General features: G+C 42.5%; 20 protein-coding genes. 13 read left to right on the top strand and 7 right to left on the bottom strand.

Features of this window, described 5'->3' with window-relative positions; all coding sequences use genetic code 11:
- The first annotated feature begins 1 nt into the window (after nucleotide 1).
- The 6 genes from AOC07_RS01800 to AOC07_RS01825 are packed head-to-tail and all read left to right on the top strand — an operon-like array spanning nucleotide 2 to nucleotide 6,456.
- Nucleotides 2–1,360, top strand: a complete 1,359-nt coding sequence (locus AOC07_RS01800) for a long-chain fatty acid--CoA ligase (protein WP_215357944.1) — start codon at nucleotides 2–4, stop codon at nucleotides 1,358–1,360.
- A 36-nt stretch (nucleotides 1,361–1,396) separates the two neighbouring features.
- Nucleotides 1,397–2,461 carry a hypothetical protein gene (locus AOC07_RS01805; RefSeq protein ID WP_215357945.1) on the top strand — a complete coding sequence of 355 codons (1,065 nt, stop codon included), beginning with the start codon at nucleotides 1,397–1,399 and terminating at the stop codon, nucleotides 2,459–2,461.
- 18 nt (nucleotides 2,462–2,479) lie between these two features.
- Entirely contained in the window at nucleotides 2,480–3,250 is a 771-nt protein-coding gene (locus AOC07_RS01810; RefSeq protein ID WP_215357947.1) for a PIG-L deacetylase family protein, read from the top strand.
- A gap of 58 nt (nucleotides 3,251–3,308) precedes the next feature.
- Nucleotides 3,309–4,241, top strand: a complete 933-nt coding sequence (locus tag AOC07_RS01815; protein WP_215357949.1) for an NAD-dependent epimerase/dehydratase family protein — start codon at nucleotides 3,309–3,311, stop codon at nucleotides 4,239–4,241.
- Nucleotides 4,242–4,244: 3 nt separating this feature from the next.
- Nucleotides 4,245–5,213 carry a glycosyltransferase family A protein gene (locus AOC07_RS01820; protein ID WP_215357951.1) on the top strand — a complete coding sequence of 323 codons (969 nt, stop codon included), beginning with the start codon at nucleotides 4,245–4,247 and terminating at the stop codon, nucleotides 5,211–5,213.
- A gap of 28 nt (nucleotides 5,214–5,241) precedes the next feature.
- Nucleotides 5,242–6,456, top strand: a complete 1,215-nt coding sequence (locus AOC07_RS01825; protein WP_215357952.1) for a glycosyltransferase — start codon at nucleotides 5,242–5,244, stop codon at nucleotides 6,454–6,456.
- Nucleotides 6,457–7,476: 1,020 nt separating this feature from the next.
- Here AOC07_RS01825 and AOC07_RS01830 read toward each other — a convergent pair.
- Complete coding sequence (locus tag AOC07_RS01830; RefSeq protein WP_251371696.1) at nucleotides 7,477–8,496, bottom strand: calcium:proton antiporter; 1,020 nt, start codon at nucleotides 8,494–8,496, stop codon at nucleotides 7,477–7,479.
- A gap of 81 nt (nucleotides 8,497–8,577) precedes the next feature.
- Here AOC07_RS01830 and AOC07_RS01835 point away from each other — a divergent pair, with 81 nt between their 5' ends.
- Nucleotides 8,578–8,940 (top strand): sirohydrochlorin chelatase, encoded by a 363-nt coding sequence (locus tag AOC07_RS01835; RefSeq protein WP_215357953.1) that lies wholly within the window; start codon nucleotides 8,578–8,580, stop codon nucleotides 8,938–8,940.
- On the opposite strand, the gene cobA is transcribed toward AOC07_RS01835, so the two are convergent.
- Genes cobA through AOC07_RS01850 form a run of 3 tightly spaced genes read right to left on the bottom strand, consistent with a single transcriptional unit; the run spans nucleotide 8,863 to nucleotide 12,066 of the window.
- Nucleotides 8,863–9,747, bottom strand: coding sequence for a uroporphyrinogen-III C-methyltransferase (gene cobA, locus AOC07_RS01840; protein ID WP_215357954.1), 885 nt, complete (start codon nucleotides 9,745–9,747; stop codon nucleotides 8,863–8,865). The genes AOC07_RS01835 and cobA overlap by 78 nt on opposite strands.
- A 31-nt stretch (nucleotides 9,748–9,778) precedes the next feature.
- Complete coding sequence (locus AOC07_RS01845; protein ID WP_215357955.1) at nucleotides 9,779–10,354, bottom strand: DUF934 domain-containing protein; 576 nt, start codon at nucleotides 10,352–10,354, stop codon at nucleotides 9,779–9,781.
- Nucleotides 10,351–12,066, bottom strand: coding sequence for a nitrite/sulfite reductase (locus AOC07_RS01850; RefSeq protein ID WP_215357956.1), 1,716 nt, complete (start codon nucleotides 12,064–12,066; stop codon nucleotides 10,351–10,353). Before AOC07_RS01850 ends, AOC07_RS01845 begins: the two co-directional genes overlap by 4 nt.
- A gap of 117 nt (nucleotides 12,067–12,183) precedes the next feature.
- Here AOC07_RS01850 and AOC07_RS01855 point away from each other — a divergent pair, with 117 nt between their 5' ends.
- Nucleotides 12,184–13,632 carry a bifunctional class I SAM-dependent methyltransferase/glycosyltransferase family 2 protein gene (locus AOC07_RS01855; protein WP_251371698.1) on the top strand — a complete coding sequence of 483 codons (1,449 nt, stop codon included), beginning with the start codon at nucleotides 12,184–12,186 and terminating at the stop codon, nucleotides 13,630–13,632.
- A 26-nt stretch (nucleotides 13,633–13,658) separates the two neighbouring features.
- Here the strand turns inward: AOC07_RS01855 and AOC07_RS01860 are convergent, their stop codons facing one another.
- From AOC07_RS01860 to AOC07_RS01870, 3 genes are read right to left on the bottom strand one after another with little or no spacing between them, the layout of a single operon-like run.
- Complete coding sequence (locus tag AOC07_RS01860) at nucleotides 13,659–15,188, bottom strand: hypothetical protein (protein ID WP_215357958.1); 1,530 nt, start codon at nucleotides 15,186–15,188, stop codon at nucleotides 13,659–13,661.
- A gap of 40 nt (nucleotides 15,189–15,228) precedes the next feature.
- The gene (locus AOC07_RS01865) at nucleotides 15,229–15,609 is read right to left on the bottom strand and encodes a hypothetical protein (protein ID WP_251371699.1); all 381 of its coding nucleotides are present in this window, start codon (nucleotides 15,607–15,609) and stop codon (nucleotides 15,229–15,231) included.
- 9 nt (nucleotides 15,610–15,618) lie between these two features.
- Nucleotides 15,619–15,843 (bottom strand): hypothetical protein, encoded by a 225-nt coding sequence (locus AOC07_RS01870; RefSeq protein ID WP_215357960.1) that lies wholly within the window; start codon nucleotides 15,841–15,843, stop codon nucleotides 15,619–15,621.
- Between the two features lie 209 nt (nucleotides 15,844–16,052).
- On the opposite strand from AOC07_RS01870, the gene AOC07_RS01875 reads away from it, so the two are divergent.
- The 5 genes from AOC07_RS01875 to AOC07_RS01895 all read left to right on the top strand — a co-directional run bounded on the left by AOC07_RS01875 (nucleotide 16,053) and on the right by AOC07_RS01895 (nucleotide 20,988).
- On the top strand, nucleotides 16,053–16,631 hold the full coding sequence (locus AOC07_RS01875) for an HdeD family acid-resistance protein (protein WP_215293722.1): 579 nt from the start codon (nucleotides 16,053–16,055) through the stop codon (nucleotides 16,629–16,631).
- A 37-nt stretch (nucleotides 16,632–16,668) separates the two neighbouring features.
- Nucleotides 16,669–16,845: a hypothetical protein gene (locus AOC07_RS01880; protein WP_215293723.1), complete on the top strand. Its 177-nt coding sequence runs from the start codon at nucleotides 16,669–16,671 to the stop codon at nucleotides 16,843–16,845.
- Between the two features lie 86 nt (nucleotides 16,846–16,931).
- Nucleotides 16,932–19,034 (top strand): TonB-dependent receptor, encoded by a 2,103-nt coding sequence (locus AOC07_RS01885; protein WP_215357962.1) that lies wholly within the window; start codon nucleotides 16,932–16,934, stop codon nucleotides 19,032–19,034.
- Between the two features lie 125 nt (nucleotides 19,035–19,159).
- The gene (locus AOC07_RS01890; RefSeq protein ID WP_251371700.1) at nucleotides 19,160–20,392 is read left to right on the top strand and encodes a sorbosone dehydrogenase family protein; all 1,233 of its coding nucleotides are present in this window, start codon (nucleotides 19,160–19,162) and stop codon (nucleotides 20,390–20,392) included.
- Nucleotides 20,389–20,988 carry a cytochrome c gene (locus AOC07_RS01895; protein WP_215357964.1) on the top strand — a complete coding sequence of 200 codons (600 nt, stop codon included), beginning with the start codon at nucleotides 20,389–20,391 and terminating at the stop codon, nucleotides 20,986–20,988. Before AOC07_RS01890 ends, AOC07_RS01895 begins: the two co-directional genes overlap by 4 nt.
- Nucleotides 20,989–20,991 lie beyond the last annotated feature (3 nt).

The raw sequence follows: 20,991 nt of genomic DNA on the forward strand, positions 1-20,991 counted from the left end.
TTTGAATGCTATCGAGGTTGTACTTCAGAGAATTTATTCTTATGGAGATAGGTCGGCGATTTATTGGAATGGCAAGGAGTTTTCATATGATGAATTTGTTGGCTTGCTTGATGGCTGGTCGGAAAAGCTTACCGACCTAGAGATTCATTCTGGAACCGTGTGCGCAGTTATGGGGGAGTTTTCACCTCAAACGTGCGCGTTATTTTTTGCGTTGATGAAACGAGGCGCAATCATAGTGCCCTTCACAAAATCAATAAAGCATGAAATAGAGGTATTTAAAGAAATTGCTGGTGTTGAGATCTATATAGAGTTTAATGAGGATGATACTTTTACAGTACTTAAAGAGATTCCAAAGGAAATCAATCCCCTTATCAGAGATTTTCGAGAGAAGCACACCCCTGGACTAGTGGTATTTTCATCGGGATCTACTGGAAGGCCAAAAGGTATTCTTCATGACTGCGAAAGGGTGATGAGGAAATTTACGGCCGAGAGAGAAGGTTGGCGTTCAGTATTATTTTTATTAATGGATCACTTCGGTGGATTTAATACCTTTTTGGGTGCGTTTGCTTATGGCGGAATGGCGGTATGCGTTAATAATCGTCAGCCAGCAGAGATTTGTAAAGCAATAGAGTCATCCGGGGCAACACTACTTCCTACAACACCCACTTTCATTAATTTATTGATAGCTTCACGTGTCTATCACTCGTTTAATCTGAGTTCCATTAGGCTAATAACTTATGGTACAGAAGTTATGCCTGAAGAAACACTAAAAAAAGTCGCTAGTATATTTCCGAATGCAGTATTGAAGCAGACCTATGGATTGTCTGAGGTGGGCGTTTTGAGATCAAAATCTGAAAATGACGCCTCATTATGGGTCAAGATTGGAGGCAATGGTTTTGAAGTGAAGGTTGCCGATGGCCTGCTTTGGGTTCGTTCCGAGGCTAACATGGTGGGATATCTAAATGCACCATCGCCTTTTGATGGAGACGGGTGGATGTGTACCGGCGATGAGGTAGAAGTTAATGGGGAGTACATGCGTATTTTAGGTAGAAAATCAGAAATGATTAATGTTGGGGGGCAGAAGGTATTCCCAGCAGAGGTTGAGACTGTTTTGCTGGAGGATGTAAATGTAAAAGAGGCAACGGTATTTGGGGTTAAGCATCAGTTGATGGGTCATGTGGTTCAAGCAAATATCTCTCTTTATACAGATGAGCCCGTTGCAGAATTTACGGAGCGCATGCGTCTACACTGCTCTTCAAAGCTGGCTAAATATAAGATTCCTGTAAAATTTTCTATAGTTAATAATGAAGATCAGCGTAGCGATCGATTTAAAAAAATTCGTATTGGCCTGGATAAGTAGTTGTGATCAATAGCATTCATCTAGAAGGTTTCTCGCGTGAACTTTAGGTCAGCTATTGACGAGGATTTTGATGGTATTGCTTGTCTCGCCAAAGATAATGAACTTCTTTTGGAGGGTCTCGGTGCAGTAGAATTCCAAAAAATGATGAGTTGGCTTTATGTAATGCCTCCTATTGGTAAGCGCTTGCAAATTGTTTGCGAGGATCAAGGGGAATTAGTTGCTCATTATGGCGGTGTTCCCATCCAACTAAAGATGGATAATTCAATATTTTTAGGTGTTTTAGCATCCAACTTAGTAATTAGTAAGCATGCACGGAAAAAATCCCCTTTCATTCCCTTGCAAAGTCGATTTACAAAGGAGTATCAAGCTAATGGATACTCATTTGCGTATGGAGTTATTACTCGTCAAGGTGTTTTAGAGCCACATATGCGAATGGGTTGGAAGAGGGTTGGTGATATCTCCATCTATGTTCGTCCAATAAAGTTTGTGCAGTTGTTTAATAAATTTATAAAAAATAAAGCACTGCAAATTCTTGCCAAAATTCCTGCCTTATTGGCAGGTAAATTATTTAATCTGCTCACAAGAGTCGATAGTGGAAGTGTTTTGGTACAAAAAATTGTTACATTTGACGATTCTTTTTCACGATTTTTAGATACATGGAATGGCAGTCAAAAGATTTCATCGCTTAGAACTGTAGAAATATTGAATTGGAGATATTGCGCCTTCAAAAGCCGCCAATATCAAATATTCTCTGCCAAAAAAAATGGTGAAATAACTGGATATATGGTTCTAAGAGTTATGCAAATGAAGCAATTTTATGCCGTTGCTTTAGTTGACTTACTTGCGTTGAATGGCGACAAGGAAACTGCTTCTGCTTTAATAAATGAGTGCCTTAATTTTTCTAAAAAAATAAAAGTTGATGTTGTTGCAACTGCAATGCCCCCACATCACCCCTTTGCTAAATTATTTATGCGCCTTGGTTTCATTAAGAGTCCAGAGAAATTTACGCTCGTAACGCATACTCCAAAAGGCACTATAAATTTGTCTAAAGATAGATTTAGTGATTGGTTTATTAATTGGTTTGATCACGACTTCGTTTAATATTAATTTGAATTTAATATGCAAAAGATAATTAATCAATACACATTATTTTTATTTGCACATCAGGACGACGAGTTCGGCGTATTTCAGAAAATTATTGATGAAATTGCAAAGGGGCGAAATGTATATTGTGCTTACTTTACTACTGGTGCATATGAGGGCGATGTGGCCGAGAGAAGAAACCTTGAATCTGTAAGAGTTCTCTCTGACCTTGGGGTGCGTCTTGAAAATATTATTTTTGTCGGCGAGATGCTGACAATACCTGATGGTCGATTAATTGACAATTTAATTAAAGGAAGGGATTGGCTTTTCTCTTGGCTTGAAACTTATGAGGATGTGAATATATATTTGCCAGCATGGGAGGGAGGGCATCATGATCATGATTCACTTCATGCGATTGGTGTGGTTGTAGCAAAAAAACTGGGAATTATGCATTTCATTTGGCAGTATCCCCTGTATAACGCATATAAGTGTCCCAACCCATTTTTTCGTGTTCTTTCACCTCTTCAGTTAAATGGAGAGGTTGTTAATCAAAGCATTAGTTTCGTAAATCGACTGAGATTCTTGCGATATATCTTTTGGTACCCATCCCAGTTAAAAACTTGGATTGGGCTTTTCCCTTTCATGCTATTTAATTACGTATTTTCAGGAAAGCAGAAGTTGCAAAAAATATCTGATGTACGAATTCATCAGAGACCTCATGAAGGTAATCTTTATTATGAAAGACGTAATTTTTCTACTTGGGAAAAAATGTCTAAAGAAATAAAAATTTTACAAAATGAATATTAAAGATTTAACAACTATTTTTTAATTTTATGTTTATAGATGCCGGTGAGGTTAAGATCGAATGATTATTGGAATTTTTGGTGGAGGCGGATTTCTGGGGTCTTCAATTTGCGATCGACTGCTAAATGATGGTCATCAAATCAAAGTTTTTGAGCGTCCAAGAATAAGTCCGTATAGATTTTTTAATGGTGATGAGACAGTTGACTGGGTGACTGGGGATTTCTCTAGCGCTCACGATATTAAAGCATTCATCGAGGGGGTGGATGTTGTCATTCATTTGGTTTCCAGCACACTGCCAAGAGGGTCCAATGACGATGTAATTTTTGATGTTCAGACAAATGTCATATCAACTTTGCAGCTATTGAATGCAATGGTAAGAGAGGGGGTTAAAAGAATTATTTTTATCTCCTCTGGTGGAACTGTTTATGGCAACCCTATCTATATTCCTTTGGATGAAAACCATCCTACCAATCCAACTGTTTCTTATGGAATCACTAAGTTAGCAATTGAAAAATACCTTCACTTGTTTCAGGGGTTGTACGGTATAAAGGCTACCATTTTAAGAGTTGCAAATCCATATGGAGAGCGCCAAAGAATAGAGACGGCTCAGGGCGCTATTGGTGTTTTTATGGGAAAAGTGCTCTGTGGTGAGCCTATTGAGATTTGGGGTGATGGAGGCGTCATTAGGGACTATGTGTATGTTGAAGATGTTGCCGATGCCTTTTCTAAGGCGATTGATTATTCTGGCCCTTACTCTGTGTTTAATATCGGTTCAGGTATAGGTAAAAGTTTAAATGAGGTAATTAGCGCTCTTGAAAGTGTTCTTGGCATTCATATTGCCGTTAACCATAAGCCAGCTAGAGTGTTTGATGTTGCTGTTAGCGTTTTGAATAATTCACTTGCTTTAAAGGAGTTAGGCTGGACTCCAAAAACTAATTTTTATGACGGAATAAAAAAAACTGCTGCCTGGATGTCTAGTAACCTAACAAAATGATGAATGAGTAATTGCAAAGTATCGGTAGTAATACCAACCAAAAATGCAGGCCTCCTTTTTGAGGCTGTATTGAAGCAAGTTCTGCTGCAAAAAACTAAATGGCCTTTTGAGGTTTTAGTGGTTGATTCTGGTTCGTCTGACAGTACGATCTCAGTTGTTAGGGAGAATCCTTCCGTTCGTTTAATTGAAATAGCACCATCTGAATTTGGACATGGTAAGACTCGAAATTTTGCTATAGAAAACTCAACTGGTGAATTTATAGTCATGATTACGCAAGATGCGCTGCCAATTAATAGGGACTGGCTTGCAGAGATGGTTTCTGCTGCTGATCAGGACCTCAATATAGCTGGTGTATTCGGCAGACATATTGCGCATTCAGACGCTTCAATTTTTTGTGCAAATGAGCTGGATCAACATTTTTTAAGTTTTTTGAAAATGCCCATAGTTAAATTGGACGACTCAAAGCGTTATCTAGCTGATGAGGGCTACAGGCAGTACCTTTACTTTTTTTCTGATAATAATGCGTTAATTCGTCGGTCTGTATGGAATAAGATCCCCTATCCAGAGGTTGATTTTGCGGAAGATCAAGCTTGGGCTCGTTTAATTGTAGAGGCAGGATTTCATAAGGCCTACGCGCATAAGGCTGTTGTAGCCCACTCCCATAATTATGGATATATTGAGCGACTTCAGCGTAGTTTTGATGAAACATATGCATTGCAAAGACTTTTTGGTTACGGTGGCGTGTCGAGCTTCATTGGTGCTTTAAGAGGTTTTGTTGCAATTACGCGCAGAGATTTATTGCTATTTATTAAAGCAAATAGGCGATCTAGGACCGATTGGATAAGTCTAATGCATATGCCAATAGATAATTTAATGAGAATGCTAGGTGCATACCTAGGGACTCATGGTAATAAAATTCCAATAAAAATAAGAATTTATTTATCGAGAGATAAAAAATTGATGAATGCCTAAAACTGATTAAGAAGAAACTAAGGTCACCTTGCTAAATAAACTATCTAAAGCATTTCGATACTATAAAGAAAATGGGTTTTTACCCATGCTTCGGGTTTCAATGCTTCATCTTTTGGCTTCACCGCATGCAAATCTTTCTCAAATTGATCATTATGAGGACCTGCTTCGGCCTGATTTTGGTGAACGCGTCAGCGCAATTAATGTTGATAAAAAAACAATAAACTGGTTTATTCCGCCAATTTCCAGGGGTTCCGGTGGACACCTAAACATTTTTCGCTTTATACGTAATCTTGAAGAGTTGGGGTATGAGAATCATATCGTGATTGTTGGAAATCCGCAGCCTAAGTCAGTTGATATTGCCAGAAAAAATATTCATGATTGGTTTTTCCCGCTTGAGGCAAAAGTGTATATTGGAAATGAGTCTCAAATTCCTGCTGCTTTTTTTGCAATAGCAACGGAATGGCGTACCGCATACTTTGTTAAGCGATATTTAAGTTGTGTTTGTAAATGCTATTTTGTTCAGGATTTTGAACCATATTTTTATCCGACAGGAACAAATTATATCCTTGCTGAAAATACCTATCGCTTTGGATTTTATGGTTTTACTGCTGGCTCATGGTTGGCGGATAAGTTGACTCGGGATTATGGAATGAATGCCGCCTCCCTTGGATTTTCTTATGATCGTGACCTGTACTCTTTAGCCGTAAACGAGCCAGATTCCGAGGGGGAGAGGCTAGCGCAGCGTGTATTTTTTTATGCCCGTCCTCCGACAGCTCGACGTGCATTTGAATTGGGTGTGCTTGTTCTTCGTGAAGTACAGAGGCAAAAACCAAATATTACTATTGTTCTTGCTGGATGGGATTTGCGAGGCTATAAAATACCTTTTAGATATGAGAATTCTGGGCTAGTTGAGTTGGATAAACTTGGCAACTTGTATAGGAGCTGCGATGTTGCGTTAGTGTTATCCTTTTCAAATCTTTCTTTATTGCCTCTTGAGTTGATGGCATGCGGGGTTCCCGTGGTTAGTAACAAAGCTCCATATACTGAATGGTTATTAAATGAGGATAATTCAGTGTTGGCCGAGCCAAACGTTGAGGCTCTTGCTGGGGCGGTGTTATCTGTTCTAAATGATAAAAAGTTGTCAGACCGGATTAAGTCTAATGGCCTAAATTTTTGCAAGAATACATCGTGGAAGTGTGAGGCTGAAAAGCTTGCCTCGGGATTGAATAAATTGGCAAATTAACCCCAGTCTTTTTAACCCAACCAATCGATTGCTGATGCACCTAACTAAGTTAATGTTTGTGGTGCTATCGATGCGGCCAGCTATTTGACTTGAACTGCACAAAAATCAATAACAAAATTTAAGTAGCGATTATAAATTTGTGTCTAGCAATATAAAGTAACAGCTTAAATAAAGCGCTCAGTTGCTAGCTTGGGGTTTTATTTTTGTTCGCTCTACTCTAAAACTTTTAGTCTCAGTTGGGGCGATATTGCCCCGCGAACCCGATTCCAAATTATTGGAGTCAAAAGGGTATTGACCCTAACCCAATCACCTTCCCTGGGTATGGACGGTAGTGTTGCCACAAACCATCCGCTATTGTTGGTAGAGGGGTTGCCATTAAGGTTAAAAATGACCGCGATGACTTTCATTTACCAAATTGCTTTAGACGGGTAATAAACCCCTTTATAGTTTAAATAATTGCGATCACTGGTATAAATATGACTAATTATTAAATATGCAGTAGCGTTAATTCAATGCGCTAAATCGTCATCCTAATTGCTGTTATTGAAATTCTTATCCTGCTGAAAATGATAAGACACCATGCTTGGGTTTATCTATAGTTCGCTTTTGGCTTTGAGGTCTATGAGTTGTAATAAATCATTTAATTCGCTTCCATTGGCTTGGCCATACAAGATGGAGAGTATAAAAAGTGCTGTAATGAAGTATCTATTTGTGTGCGAATAGTATGCCCGGTCCCATCAATTTTAGTAAATGAACGTGTGCCGCTCATCTTAATTAACTTTGTTTATTATCAGTATTGGCCTTGCCGCTTTTTACTGTTGCTACTGTCTTTGGTTTTATTGGGCTTAATGCCTAGCTTCCGTCCTTTGTAAAGTGGGGCAATTTTATGAGGAAAACCTAAACCATCGCCAAGGCAGGATCGGAATGTAAATCTACCGCTCCCACTTGCGCTATGTGGTCAGGGATGGCGTAGCGCTAGGCAAGCCCTAAGTAATTAGCGCTCCTCTGCTTGATTACTTTTTAAGGCACCAGGCTTAAAAATAGGTATTCCAAAAAGATGATGATATGAACCATGCCTTGTAGGAGGGTGGTTCTTCCAATTGCTAGTGTGAGCGCCCCAATAAAGAATGATAAATACATCAGTGTCATATTGAGATCGCTAATTCCTAAACTTAAAGGCAAGTTAAAGAAGATGGCAATAGCTGCCACCGTCGGAATAGTTAAGCCAATACTGGCTAAGGCTGAGCCTAGCGCTAGGTTCAAACTACTTTGCAAGCGATTGGCCCTCGCGGCTCTAACGGCTGCAAAACCCTCTGGAAGGAGTACCAAAAGGGCAATGGCAATACCCACAATCGTTTTAGGAGCTCCAGCTGCAGCAACGCCTCTTTCGATTGCTGGGCTTAATAACTCAGCAAGACCCACCACAGTGATGAGTGAGAGTATTAATAGCACTGCACTAGTTGCTGTTTTGGCATTAGTGGGTTTAAGCGCATGAAAGTTAATATCTGTTTTTTTATCCTCTGTCTTAGGGAGGTAATAGTCCCGATGACTGACTGTTTGGAAGAATAAGAAAGTAATGTAAAGCGCAAAGGAGGCAATTCCCGCAAATGCGAGTTGACTCTTAGTGAAGTCTGGACCAGGTGTGCTAATCGTCACGGTTGGCATCACCAAAATGAAGGTAGCGAGCGCTGTCAATACTGCCAACGCTGAATTAGTTCCCTCATTACGAAAGGTCATTTCATGATGAGTCAGGCCACCTGTAAAAATACATAAGCCAATAACACCGTTAATCACAATCATGACGGTGGCAAATACTGCATCTCTAGCGATAAATTCTGAGCCTTCATGGCCAGTGAGCATCATGGAAATAATCAGTGACACTTCGATGATAGTTACGCTAATAGATAGCACCAAGGTGCCATAGGGCTCGCCTGTTTTATGGGCAATCACCTCTGCGTGGTGGACAGCAGAAAGAACCGCACCGATGAGGGTGATGCTCATTAGAGCGATGAACCAAGTTTGGCTTAATAAGGCACTCATGGATGCAATCTAGAAAATAAGGTTAAGCTAGTGAGTTAATGCACTCTAAAACAATTCATTACTGAGAGTTTATAGCCATCCATGAAAGCCATTATCTTATTTGGGCACGGAGCACGAGACAGTCGTTGGCGTGAGCCATTTGATCGTTTAGCAAGTTTGTGGCATGAACAATATCCCCAAACTCCTGTGGAGCTCGCCTTTTTGGAAATGATGCAGCCTTCTCTAGAGGACGCAGTTGCGGCCCTTAGCGCTAGAGGAGTCTCTGATTTGACCATAGTGCCAGTCTTCTTTGGTCAGGGCGGACACCTCAGAAACGACTTTCCCGTTTTACTGGAAGAATGTCGTGGCAAGTTTCCTAAAATTACTTTAAGCGCGACGCCTGCTGTTGGTGAGGATTTGGCGGTCTTGCAAGCCATTATCGATTTCGGGGCTAGAGCCCTCTAAGTTTTCGCTTCGCAAGCTTTCGTTTCGCAGACTTGCATTTCTTAAGGCCTCACCAATCATGATGAGTGCAGGTGAGCTACTATCAAACCAATCATCTGCCTTACCTTCTGCCAATCCCGCTAAAGTGCTGGTCCATTGACGCTCACGGAGCGTGCTGACCGCTTCTAATATTTGTACTGGTGTTGCTGCATGATGTTTGCTTAAGCCCTGAGTACTTTGCTCAATCAATTGCTTGGCAATTCGTGCAGCATCCTTACGGCCCATGTAGTACACCAAAGTATCTGCACTGGGATTAGTCATTAGAGATATTGGGTTTGCATCCGGTACATTTTCAGTGCCTTGCGCCAGCGTTACAAAAGCAACACTTCTCGATACACCTCTGAGGGTTAGGGATTGCTGAATGCTAGCCGCACCCGCCAGTGCAGCGGTTATGCCGGGAACTACTGCAACTTCAATACCTGCTGCCTTAAGCGCCTGAATTTCTTCATCAGCGCGACCAAAGAGCATTGGATCCCCGCCTTTAAGGCGCACAATCACTTGATATTTTTGAGCCGCATCGACTAAACGCTTATTAATAAATTGCTGTGCAGAAGAAATTTTGCCGCAACGTTTACCAACAGCCACCTGAATCGCTTGTGGGCAGAGCTCTAACATGGCTGGATCAACCAAGGCGTCAAAGAAAACAATATCGGCTTTTTCTAAAAGCTTGGCACCTCGAACAGTAATGAGGTCAACTGCACCAGGACCAGCGCCAACCAAATACACCTTACCTGGTGTATTTGGTTGTTCTTTAGTTAACTGGATCATGATGTTTTCTGGCAACGTTGAGGGCAGTCGTTTAAATGCAAAGAGTTGCGCGCTGATCGCGCCAGCTATTTTGTGTAGTCACGCTGTATAAATCGAACTGTTTGAGGGCAACATCGAGTTTTTGATCAGGACGCAGAGCAAAGCTATCAAAACCTACACGAGCACCTTGCAGAAGTTGGTCAATTAACACATCACCAATAGCGCGAATTTCTCCCTGCCATTGGAAGCGATCTCTTAATAGCGCTGCCGTGCTAAAGCTACGACCATCTCTAAAGATGGGAAAGTGAGCAGCTACTAATGGCCATACTTTTTTACCAGCCTCAATAACATCAGCGTGCTTGAGAATATCGTCATCAGCTGCAAACCAGACCCCAATTTGACCGGCCTTGGCTTTACTCTGAATATCTGCTTCATGATGATGGGTAATCCACCATGCAAATGGAACCAATACCTTATGGGCGTCATGATCAAGATCTGGGGACTCAAAATTCGCACCTTCATCTTGGCTATCACTCCAAACTTGCCATTCATTTGGAGTTAGTACAGGTTCTCCGCCTTTAGGAAAATGCAAAATTTCTTGATGGGAGGCGAGATTGATTTGACTCATGCTACGTCTCCTTCAGCTATTTTCTCTCTTTTCTTGTCATTTCCATTTTTATCTTTGTAAGCCGCTTCTTTAAATAGGCTAACGCCTAGGCGGCGATAAGTTTCGATGAATAGTTCATCGTCGTTGCGCTGCTCTACATACGTATTGATCACATTCGTAATGACATTCGGAATCTCATCAGCATAGAAGGAGGGGCCAATCACTTTACCAATGGCAGCATGGTTTCCTTGCTCGCCACCTAAAGTAATCTGATACCACTCTTCACCGTCTTTATCCACGCCAAGTACACCGATATTGCCTACGTGGTGGTGGCCGCAAGAGTTAATGCAGCCAGAGATATTAAGACTAATGTTACCTAAATCAAATAAATAATCTAAATCATCAAACCGCTCCTGAATTGCCTTAGCAATCGGTAGAGATTTAGCATTGGCAAGTGAGCAGAAATCACCACCAGGACAAGCAATGATGTCAGTGAGCAATCCAATGTTTGGTAATGCTACTTTTTGCTTTTTCGCTTCTTGCCAGAGTGCATATAGCTTAGCTTGCTCAACATCCGCCAGAACCAAGTTTTGTTCGTGGGTGGCACGCAGCTCGCCAAAACTATATTGATCAGCTAAATCCGCAATGGCCAGCATTTGAGCTGTAGTGGCATCACCAGGGGCAACGGTGCCGTGGGGCTTGAGTGACAAAATCACACTCGCATAACCAGGAACCTGGTGTGGTTTGACGTTACGCTCTAACCAACGTGCAAATGCAGTCTTTTCTACTTCAGTAGCCGTATTGATTAACTGCTCATTTGTTAAAGCTGCTAATGTTTTATATGCCGGCTTCGTGAAATGCTGAGCAACGCGATCCCACTCTGCTTGAGTGAAGTTGTCATCACCATGTTTAATATGAACCCATTCACCTTCAACCTGGCGAGCAAATTCTTCTGGACCCAAAGCTTTTACCAAAATCTTGATACGAGCCTTATAAAGATTGTCTCTTCTTCCAAAGCGGTTGTATACACGCAATAAGGCAGTTAGATAGCTTGGCAATACATTCCAAGGAAGGTCTTGTTTGATGAGTGAGCCTAAAATAGGTGTACGTCCCATGCCACCACCTGCATAGATGTCAGCAGTTAATTCTCCTGCGGCATTTTTCTTAAGCTCAATACCCACATCATGACAAAGTAATACAGTGCGATCTTCTTTTGCACCATTGACTGCAAATTTAAACTTACGCGGCAAATGGGCAAATTCAGGATGAAGTGTTGACCACTGACGTAAGAGTTCACAAATTGGGCGAGAGTCCACATATTCATCTGCTGCTACACCAGCAAAAGCATCGCTCGTAATATTGCGAATACAGTTGCCTGATGTTTGAATAGCATGCATTTCTACTTTGGCAAGCTCAGCCAAAATATTGGGAGTGTCTTCTAATGTGATCCAGTTAAATTGAATATTTTGACGGGTTGTAAAGTGCCCGTAGCCACGGTCATATTTGTCAGAGATATTTGCTAGCGTTCTGAGTTGGTTTGCGCTTAATAGGCCATAAGGAATGGCAACTCGCAGCATATAAGCATGGCGCTGGTGGTATAGACCATTTTGAAGACGGAGGGGGCGGAACTCCTCTTCTGCCAGGGTGCCATTGAGGCGCCTAGCAACTTGGTCCCTAAATTGGGCAACCCGTTCATCCACTAGGGTTTGGTCAATGTGATCATATTTGTACATAGCAACTGATTATCAGGGGATATCGATATTGCTACAAATACTTAAAAGTCGATTCTATATATTGATTTAGATATATAGGTTCCTATGAGCTTTGCATAGCTAGGTTATATTCTGACTATGAATATGAGCCCCAATACCAACCCCTACGAATTAGAGTTTTCCGATTATCAGAAGGTGCGAGGCCAATTTTGGGACCAAATTAATGGCTCCTCAACCCACTCTTGGGGCGCTTACTACCAAAAGAAGTTATCGCACATTTACCAAAACATCGTACCGAGCGACTGTAAGGTCTTGGAGCTAGGATGTCGTGGCGGTGCATTATTGCACGCACTCACGCCTTCCTTAGGAGTGGGTGTTGATTTTAGTGAGCAGGCCTTAGTAAAAGCGCGCAAGCATTACCCTCATTTACAGTTTATTCATGCCGATGCTCATGAGCTCAATCTCGGTGATCACGTTTTTGACTACATCGTGATCTCTGATTTAGTGAATGACTTATGGGATGTACAAACAATGCTAGATAGCATCCGCCCTTATTGCCATGCTGAGACCCGCATCGTATTCAATTTTTTTAGTCATACCTGGCATTTGCCTTTGCGCGCTGCCCGCGCCTTTGGTTTAGCAACACCAAATTTGCCGCAGAACTGGCTTACTCGCCATGACATGAATAATCTATTGGAAATTTCTCAGTATGAGAATTTACGCCAGTGGCGCGAAATTATTGCACCGATCAATATTCCGTTCATCTCAAATTTTTGCAATCGCTACCTAGCCAAGATTTGGCCGTTTGAATTATTAGCAATTACCAATTTCATGATTGCAAGACCAGTAGGATTACAAGAAAAGAAAAATCCTAGCGTCTCGGTCATTATTGCTGCGCGCAATGAGTCTGGTCATATTACCGAACTCTTTGAGCGGGTTCCTCAAATGGGCTATGGTACCGAGATTATTTTTGTAGAGGGGAACTCTACCGATGATACCTATGACATGATCGCTAGCGAAATCGCCAAGCGCCCTGATTGCAATTGCAAACTGCTCAAGCAAACCGGCAAAGGCAAGGGTAATGCAGTACGCAATGGTTTTGATGCGGCTACTGGCGATATCTTGATGATTCTGGATGCTGATATCACCGTTCCGCCTGAAGATTTAACCCGCTGCTACAACATTATTGCTGGCGGTCTTGGAGAATTTGTTAATGGCGTGCGTTTGGTTTATCCCATGCAAGATGAGGCAATGCGCTTCTTAAATTTACTAGGGAATAAGTTTTTTTCCTGGGCCTTTAGCTGGCTGATTGGTCAGCCGATTCGGGATACTTTATGTGGCACCAAGGTTCTTTGGAAAAAAGATTACGAGCGGATTGCGCATAATCGTAAATACTTTGGTGACTTCGATCCCTTTGGCGACTTTGACTTGCTCTTTGGCGCTGCTCGCTTAAATCTCAAGATTGTCGAAGTGCCGATTCGGTATCGCGCAAGACGTTATGGTGAGACCAATATCTCTCGCTGGAGTCATGGCTGGCTATTGCTTAAGATGGTGGCATTTGCTGCCCGCCGTATTAAATTTATCTAAGCTTTTACCGCTGCTAAAGCAAACTTTTAGCGTTCAGCAGAAGGCAATGTGCATTCCAGCTCAATTCGTTTGATATCCATTTGAGGGTGAACGGGAATCAGCCCCGACTTACAGAAGGGGTGCGAGCCTTTACGGATCAACCAATTGTAGTAATGAGTGTAAGGAACAAGATTAGCGAGCGCAACCAAGAAGATCAAAATACCCAAGGTTCTTTTTTGGGCACGCGGCGGCATTTTGTAGATTAATAAGAGCGCAAATGTGAAGAGGAAAAATTCTGAGAAGAGTCGGTATTGTGGCGCATCTAGATAACGCACTTTGTTAACCAGATTGACAATGTAAAAACTCATGAGACTAAAGCCACCAAGCCACCATTCTCTCTTGGCCATACTCTTGCGCTTCACCACCCAGATGAGGCTAAATAAGATTAGTACAGTAGAAGAGGACACTTTCCCAAAGGTCTCTACTAGTGGGCTGGCAGCAAAAGTGAGCACACTGCGTGCTTTTTCTGAAAATGATGTGCTGACTGCAAACTCATTTTCAGGGTGCAGGATTTGAGCAGGATCTGCCTTTAAAAATCTGGACATGCTTGTAGGATCGGCAATATTGCCGAAAATGGACACCCCTTGATTGATGAGAGTGCTGGAATAGTCCACCAAAAGGTAAGCTAGCAAATAAGAGGCGTTAAAGATGAGCAATGATTTATAACTATTGCATCTAGTCTTAATGGCTAATCCTACGATGAGGATATTGAAAAAGCTCACTAAAAGTACATTAAAGAGAAGGCCAATTCCAGCTGACTGAGTTGAGTAAAAATAGAGCAAGACGATATAGCTCAAGATGCCAGCCAAGAGCAGGATGGGTTGATGAGCTCTTTTATCGGAGTTGATGGGTTTATTGGAAACAAAGAATGCGGCCCAGCAAAAATAGAAGGGGGCAAGTGCAATGATTTGAGCCTTGTTCAGCGCTCCGCAGAAAAACGCTATCAGGCACAACTGAATGAATAAATAGGCCTTATATGAGCTATTTTGATAGCTGGCAATAAAGTAATAAATCGATAAGAGTAAAAATAAGAATGCTATTGCTTCAGTGCGTGTGGCAGTGAAGTGATAAAAAAGACCATTACTTGCAAAAGCTAAAAATGCAACTAGCAATGCAACGCTGGAGCTCTTAAATATTTTTTTGCTGACATAGTAGATCCCAGAAATGAGTGCAATAGTGGTCACTAGCGCTACTTGTCTTGCAGTAATGACTAGGTAACGCATCGCATCAAACATCGATGGCGCTTGATTGAATTGGGTAATATTGTGAATGTCGCCCAAACCTAGATAACCTCCTACCTTCAGCAGGAGGGCGCTCAGTTGAATCGAGAAAAAGCCAGGATGATCGATATATTCTTGATTGAGCCCAGAATTAACTAACAGGCCGTTATAGCCCAAGGTTAATTCTTGATCGGCCCAGAAAGACCAGTTGCGCTGATATCCTGTGCTGTAAAACAGTGTTGCTAGTACTCCAGCAATAATGAAATAAGGGATAAATTGCTTTAGAAAGAATTTCATCTTGCTATTGCTCTGCATTTAGCTGCTTGTGACGGGTGGATTAAAGCCTAAATTCCCGATAGTGCCTATACAGATTGGCAATTGAGGCAAAGCCCAGGGCAACAATTAGAATAGCAAAGACGTAATCGATCGTCAGATAAGTAAAGACCCCCAATTGAATGAGGATTGCTGCCCCTATAAATGTAGCAATAGAGCCAAATACGACTAGCTTAAAGTTTGGAATGAAAGCACCTAAGGTAATTGCAATAAAGACGATATAAAGATCTGAGACGAGTTGATCGGCTGTAACGAAAACGGTATTGGTAAATTCTGGATTAGTGAACTTACCTAAGATGGCAATGAGCAAAATGGCAGTCAGAATGGCAAAGTTGAACTTTGCCTGAACAAAGATTTCTTTGAGTTGATCGTTCATATTACTCATTTGGCTTAATTAAGAAGTGCTGCCATTAAACACTAAGCTCATCCCAATCCACAGGAGCACAAAAGCAACTAGGATGGTCATGCCAATTTTCTTGAGAAAGTATTCAAGGGTATCCATATAGGCTTCATCTCCCCTGCCAAAGTATTGGTCAAAGCGTTTCCAGACAAGTCGACCCACAACAACGGGTAGGAGTATGGCAACAATGCCAAGAATGACGGTAAGCGTGTTATCCATGAGGGATGGCTTTCTAAATTCAATACCCAATGCTATTGGTGTATTTGCACATTTGTGAAGGATAAAGAATACCCTTTTTTCTAGTAATCCCCATTGGCAGTTTCTATGAAGGCTGATTTGTCTGTTAAAACCCGGATTCGGCCATTGATAGGGGGTTTATTGATACAGTAGAGGCTTCTAAGCAAATTCACCCTCTAGAGAGCCCCAATATGACTGAACTCGATGCCGCACAAATCAATGAAATTCGTAGCAAGGTATTGGGGGCTGCAGCTAAAGTTCCTGGCGCCCTCATTGGTTTGGGTATTTTATTGATCATATTGGGGATGATTGGCATTGCAGGCCAGACACTATTTTCTTTTGTCTCAGTAAATGTACTCGGTATTTTTCTATTTGCTGGTGGTGTACTCCAAGGAGTTCATGCATTTCAATCGAGCGGCTGGAAAAGCCTTGCCGTTCAGATTGTTTTTGCTATTTTGTACATAGCAGCAGCACTTTATGTTTGGGCATTCCCTATTCCAGCGCTTGAGGCAATTACTTTATGGCTCGCAGCAATCTTTTTTGTCACTGGTGTATTGCGTTTAATTTCTGCATTCCAGCATCGTCATTTCAGTGAGTGGATTTGGATGGTACTTTCTTCTGCGCTCTCCATTTTAATGGGCGCCCTCATACTGAATGGCTATCCAGAGTCTAGTTTGTGGTTACCAGGTTTATTGATTGCGATTGAACTGCTCTTACAGGGTTGGTCTTTGCTCTTCTTGGGTTTAGCAGCACGTTCGCTAACTAAGTAAACAGCCGCATAGGCACTCAGCGCGGAAAGCTCTTCTGATGACAATGAAAAAAACCGACCTCTACAAAAACTTAGCCTTGGCTACTGCGCAACGGATGAAAAATGCTACCAAAACCCCAAAGTTAACGGCAGCTGATAAGGCTAAATCTAAAAAAGAGTTGGCAGAGGCAAACCCTTTATTGGCTTCTTTAATGGGTAAGAAAAAAGCGAAGTAGTTGTCTTAATAGATATGGGGATGCATTTTAGATTGGGTCTACCTGCATCCTGTGTGCTATCAGTGAGCCTGCTGTTTCAGGGGTCAATGGTCATTGCTCAAATTGCGCCTCCTCCTGATTACGATCAAAAACTGGGTGACGTAGTAATTAATGCCACTCGCTCAGGCACCCCTTTAGATCAAATGTCGCTGAATACAACTATTCTGACCAAAGAGGTGCTAGAGGCCTCCCCTGATCAAACGATTGATCAAGTGCTAAAGAATGTACCGGGCGTATTTTTAAATGATGTGCCGTATTACCAAAAGGATCCTACCGGTCAAAGTATCAATGTTCGCGGACTGGGTTATGGCCGCACCTTAGTGCTAATTGACGGATTACCTGCAAATGACGCCTTCTATGGAACGGTGCAGTGGAATCTGGTTCCCATGTCTTCAATCGAATCCGTTGAGTTTGTGCGCGGCGGTGTTTCCAGTTTGTATGGAAACTATGGCATGGGCGGTGTAATTAATATCAATACCAAAACACCAAAAAATAGTTCTCAAGAAGTCTCTGCAAGCTACGGCTCTTATGCCACTGGCAATGTCGCCGCCTCAAAAGACCTGATTGTGTCTGATGCCATGCAAATGCGCTTTTCTGCGGATTATTTTTCTAGTGATGGTTTTCAGAACTACGCCACCATTTCTCCCGGGTCTCCCGGCAATATCAAAAACGGCATGGGTACTGATGGGGTGAAAAATTCCAATGTTCGTTTGCAAAATTATTTCAAGCCCACTCCAGACACCAATGCATTTCTTAGGCTGGGCTATAGCACGATGACAGATCTCAGCAATAATTACGCTTTAGCGCCTAATCTGATTCAGACGGCTGATTTGGCGGGTGGCTCAACCACAAGTCTAGATCTAAACAAAAAAATGCAGGTGAACGTCTACTATCAAAACACAAACTTTTATAAGCAAACCGCTAATAACCTTTCATCTTCGCCGTATAGTCCCTATATCAATGCTAATTACACCGACCCTTATTCAACTCTCGGGGCATCAGCCCAATACACCCACGATTTGAATGTCGCAGGCATTGATCAGTACATCATTGGGGTTGATGCTAGAAACATCACTGCGTCAAATCAAACTAATAATCTGAGTAGTGCTGGCGCTGTTAGCTCGGTTAGTTATGCGCAGGGTCAGCAAAATTTTTATGGTCTGCTGGGTCAACTTAAATCTAGTGCAAGCACCATTCCGTTGGAGGCTACTTTGGGTGCTCGAGTTGATGCATGGAATAGCCAAACGCCGACTTCGTATAACGCTGGGAATAACGGCTCAAATCCTGTGTATCAAGCCATTCCAAATCAGAGCAAGACTCAGCTGAGCCCAACCCTAGGTTTGTTATATAAAGCAAGTCAAAATTGGGATTTACGTAGTGCTGCGTATCAAGCTTTTCATGCGCCCAGCATGAATAACACATTACGAAGTTACGGTAACTCGGTGAGTGGCTATTCTTTGGCAAATCCGAATTTAACCCCAGAGACAATGACGGGCTATGAAGTGGGAACGGATTACCGCTGGAAAAGTGGTTTTGCACAATTGACCGCTTTTAATAATTACATTCAGAATGCAATCGCCAGTTATAAAATTACGACTGCAAATTGGGCTTATGCAAATAGCCTTTGCAGCTCTTCTGGACTCTCGGGTTGCTCTGCGACTAGCTCAAGCTCTGGTTACACTAATGTAAGTTATTACACCAATCAACAAAATCTGCTCAGTCGCGGTATTGAATTGCAATACCACCATGATGTGAATGCGCATTGGGCTTTAGATGGCGGCTACTCATACACTCGTACAGTGCTGACATGGACTGCAACTACTGATTCTATTAATTCACAGGTTGGTGGGGTTCCAATGAATATGGCGAATGCTGGCATCACCTATTACCCAGTTCCTGAGGCAAGCCTGACAACCACAGTGCGTTATGTGGGTAACTCCTGGATGGCAACGGGCACATTACCTGTACCAGCTTATGCAGTGGTGGGACTTAAGGCGAATTATCAGGTTACACCCCAGGCTTCAGTATTTGCCTCTGTTGTGAACTTATTGAATCGACAGTATGTCACCTTCAATATCGCATCTCAGGCATCCTCCTATCAGGCGGGTATGCCACAGGCTATTTCCGTGGGAACCCGCATTATCTTTTAAGTATTTAATTTGGTGCACTGCAGTACTTTCATCCATATAAAATGGAATGCGAAAAATGCAATTGCATTAGCTCAGCAATGACTGAAGTAGTTAATAGAAAATTAGAAAAACATAGGAGAATAACAATGAAGACCAAAACGATTCATGCTCTGCTACTGACCGCCGGAATGACTATGGTGACACTAGCAAGTGCGCAAGCGCCTGCTGCAGCCCCCGTACCGGCAACTGGCATTCCTCCTACCTGGGCTCAGGGTAGAACACCGGATGGTATGAATCCTTCCTTGTCTCCAAATCCCCCAGGAATTTCTGCGCTGCCTGCAGATGAGATTCCAGTGAGTAAGTTAAAAGTTCCAGCGGGATTTAAAATCGAGTTGTGGGCATCTGGTATGCCTAATGGCCGTTCAATGACTGAATCTCCTAGTGGGACCATATACGTTGGTACACGTTTTACTGGCAATGTTTATGCGGTTGTAACTAAAGATGGCAAACGTGAAGTCAAAACGATTGCTAAAGGCTTGCATCGTCCCAACGGTGTGGCATTTACTAATGGCTCACTGTACGTTGCAGAACTCTCACGCATTATTCGTTACGACAATATTGAGCAAAACCTAGATAACCCGCCAGCACCAGTAGTTGTATTTGATGCGCTTCCAAAAGATGAGCCGCATGGTTGGAAATTTATGAAACTCAGTCCTGATGGACAGTATTTATATTTCCAGATTGGTACTCCAGCGAATATCGTAGTGCCACCATCTACACATGCAACTATCGTCCGCCTCAATCTCAAGACCAATATCTTGGAGACTGTTGCTACAGGTGTACGTAACAGCGTTGGCATGGACTTTCAGCCGGGTAGCAAAGAGCTATGGTTCACCAACAATGGACGTGACTGGGTGGCTGAAGACAAACCAGGGGATACCCTGAACCGCTTAGTGCGTCCCAAAGGGATGAACTTTGGCTATCCTCATTGCCACCAGGGCGACTTCTTAGATCCTGAGTTTGGTAAAGGTCGCTCATGTGATGAGTTTGATAAGCCCGTATATAACTTAGGCGCTCACGTGGCGGCCTTGGGTATGCGTTTTTATAATGGCAAACAATTTCCAGCTGAATACAAAGGCAATATCTTCATTGCTGAACATGGCTCCTGGAATAAAACACAACGCGTTGGCTATCAAGTAGTGCGCGTAGTAGTGGGTTCCAATAACAAAGTAGTGAAGGCTGAACCATTTGTAACTGGTTGGTTAGAAGGCGATAAGTTCTGGGGCCGCCCTGTTGATGTACAAATGTTAAAAGATGGCTCAATGCTAGTCTCAGATGATGAGGCTGGTGCCATCTTCCGCGTTTCATACATTAAATGAAATTAGTCATCAATACGAAGGCCATCCTTTGGGTGGCCTTTTTTACCGCCCTTACTTCACCGATCTTGGTAAGCGCCGCACCTCCTGACGCTACCGCTGGCAAACTAAAAGCACAAACCTGCTTTGCTTGTCATGGAGAAAATGGTATTTCCATTTCATCGGATATTCCGAATTTAGCTGCTCAGCCACCGCTATCCATCACCTATCAATTAATTCAATTTAGAGGGCAACAACGTAAGGGTGGGGCGATGGAGGCTCTAGCAGCTTCTCTGAGCGATCAAGACATGCGTGACATAGCTGCTTATTACTCTGCGCTCCCTGCACCACCAGCTAAACCAGGTGATGTAGATAAGATCGCCAAAGGGCAGCAAATTGCCAGCACTCAATATTGCAATTCTTGTCATGGATCGCAGTTACAGGGCCAAAAGCATATCGCTCGGTTGTCTGGACAGTCACCTGAATACATCATTACTCAATTAAAAAATATCCGGTCCGGCGCCCGTATTGATATGGATGGCACAATGGGGAGTGCGGCACGTGGATTGAGCGATCAAGATATTGAAGCTTTAGCTGCTTATGCCGCATCCCTCAATTGATTT

The organism is Polynucleobacter sp. UB-Raua-W9, assembly GCF_018687435.1.
In the GTDB taxonomy this organism is placed as follows: Bacteria; Pseudomonadota; Gammaproteobacteria; order Burkholderiales; family Burkholderiaceae; genus Polynucleobacter.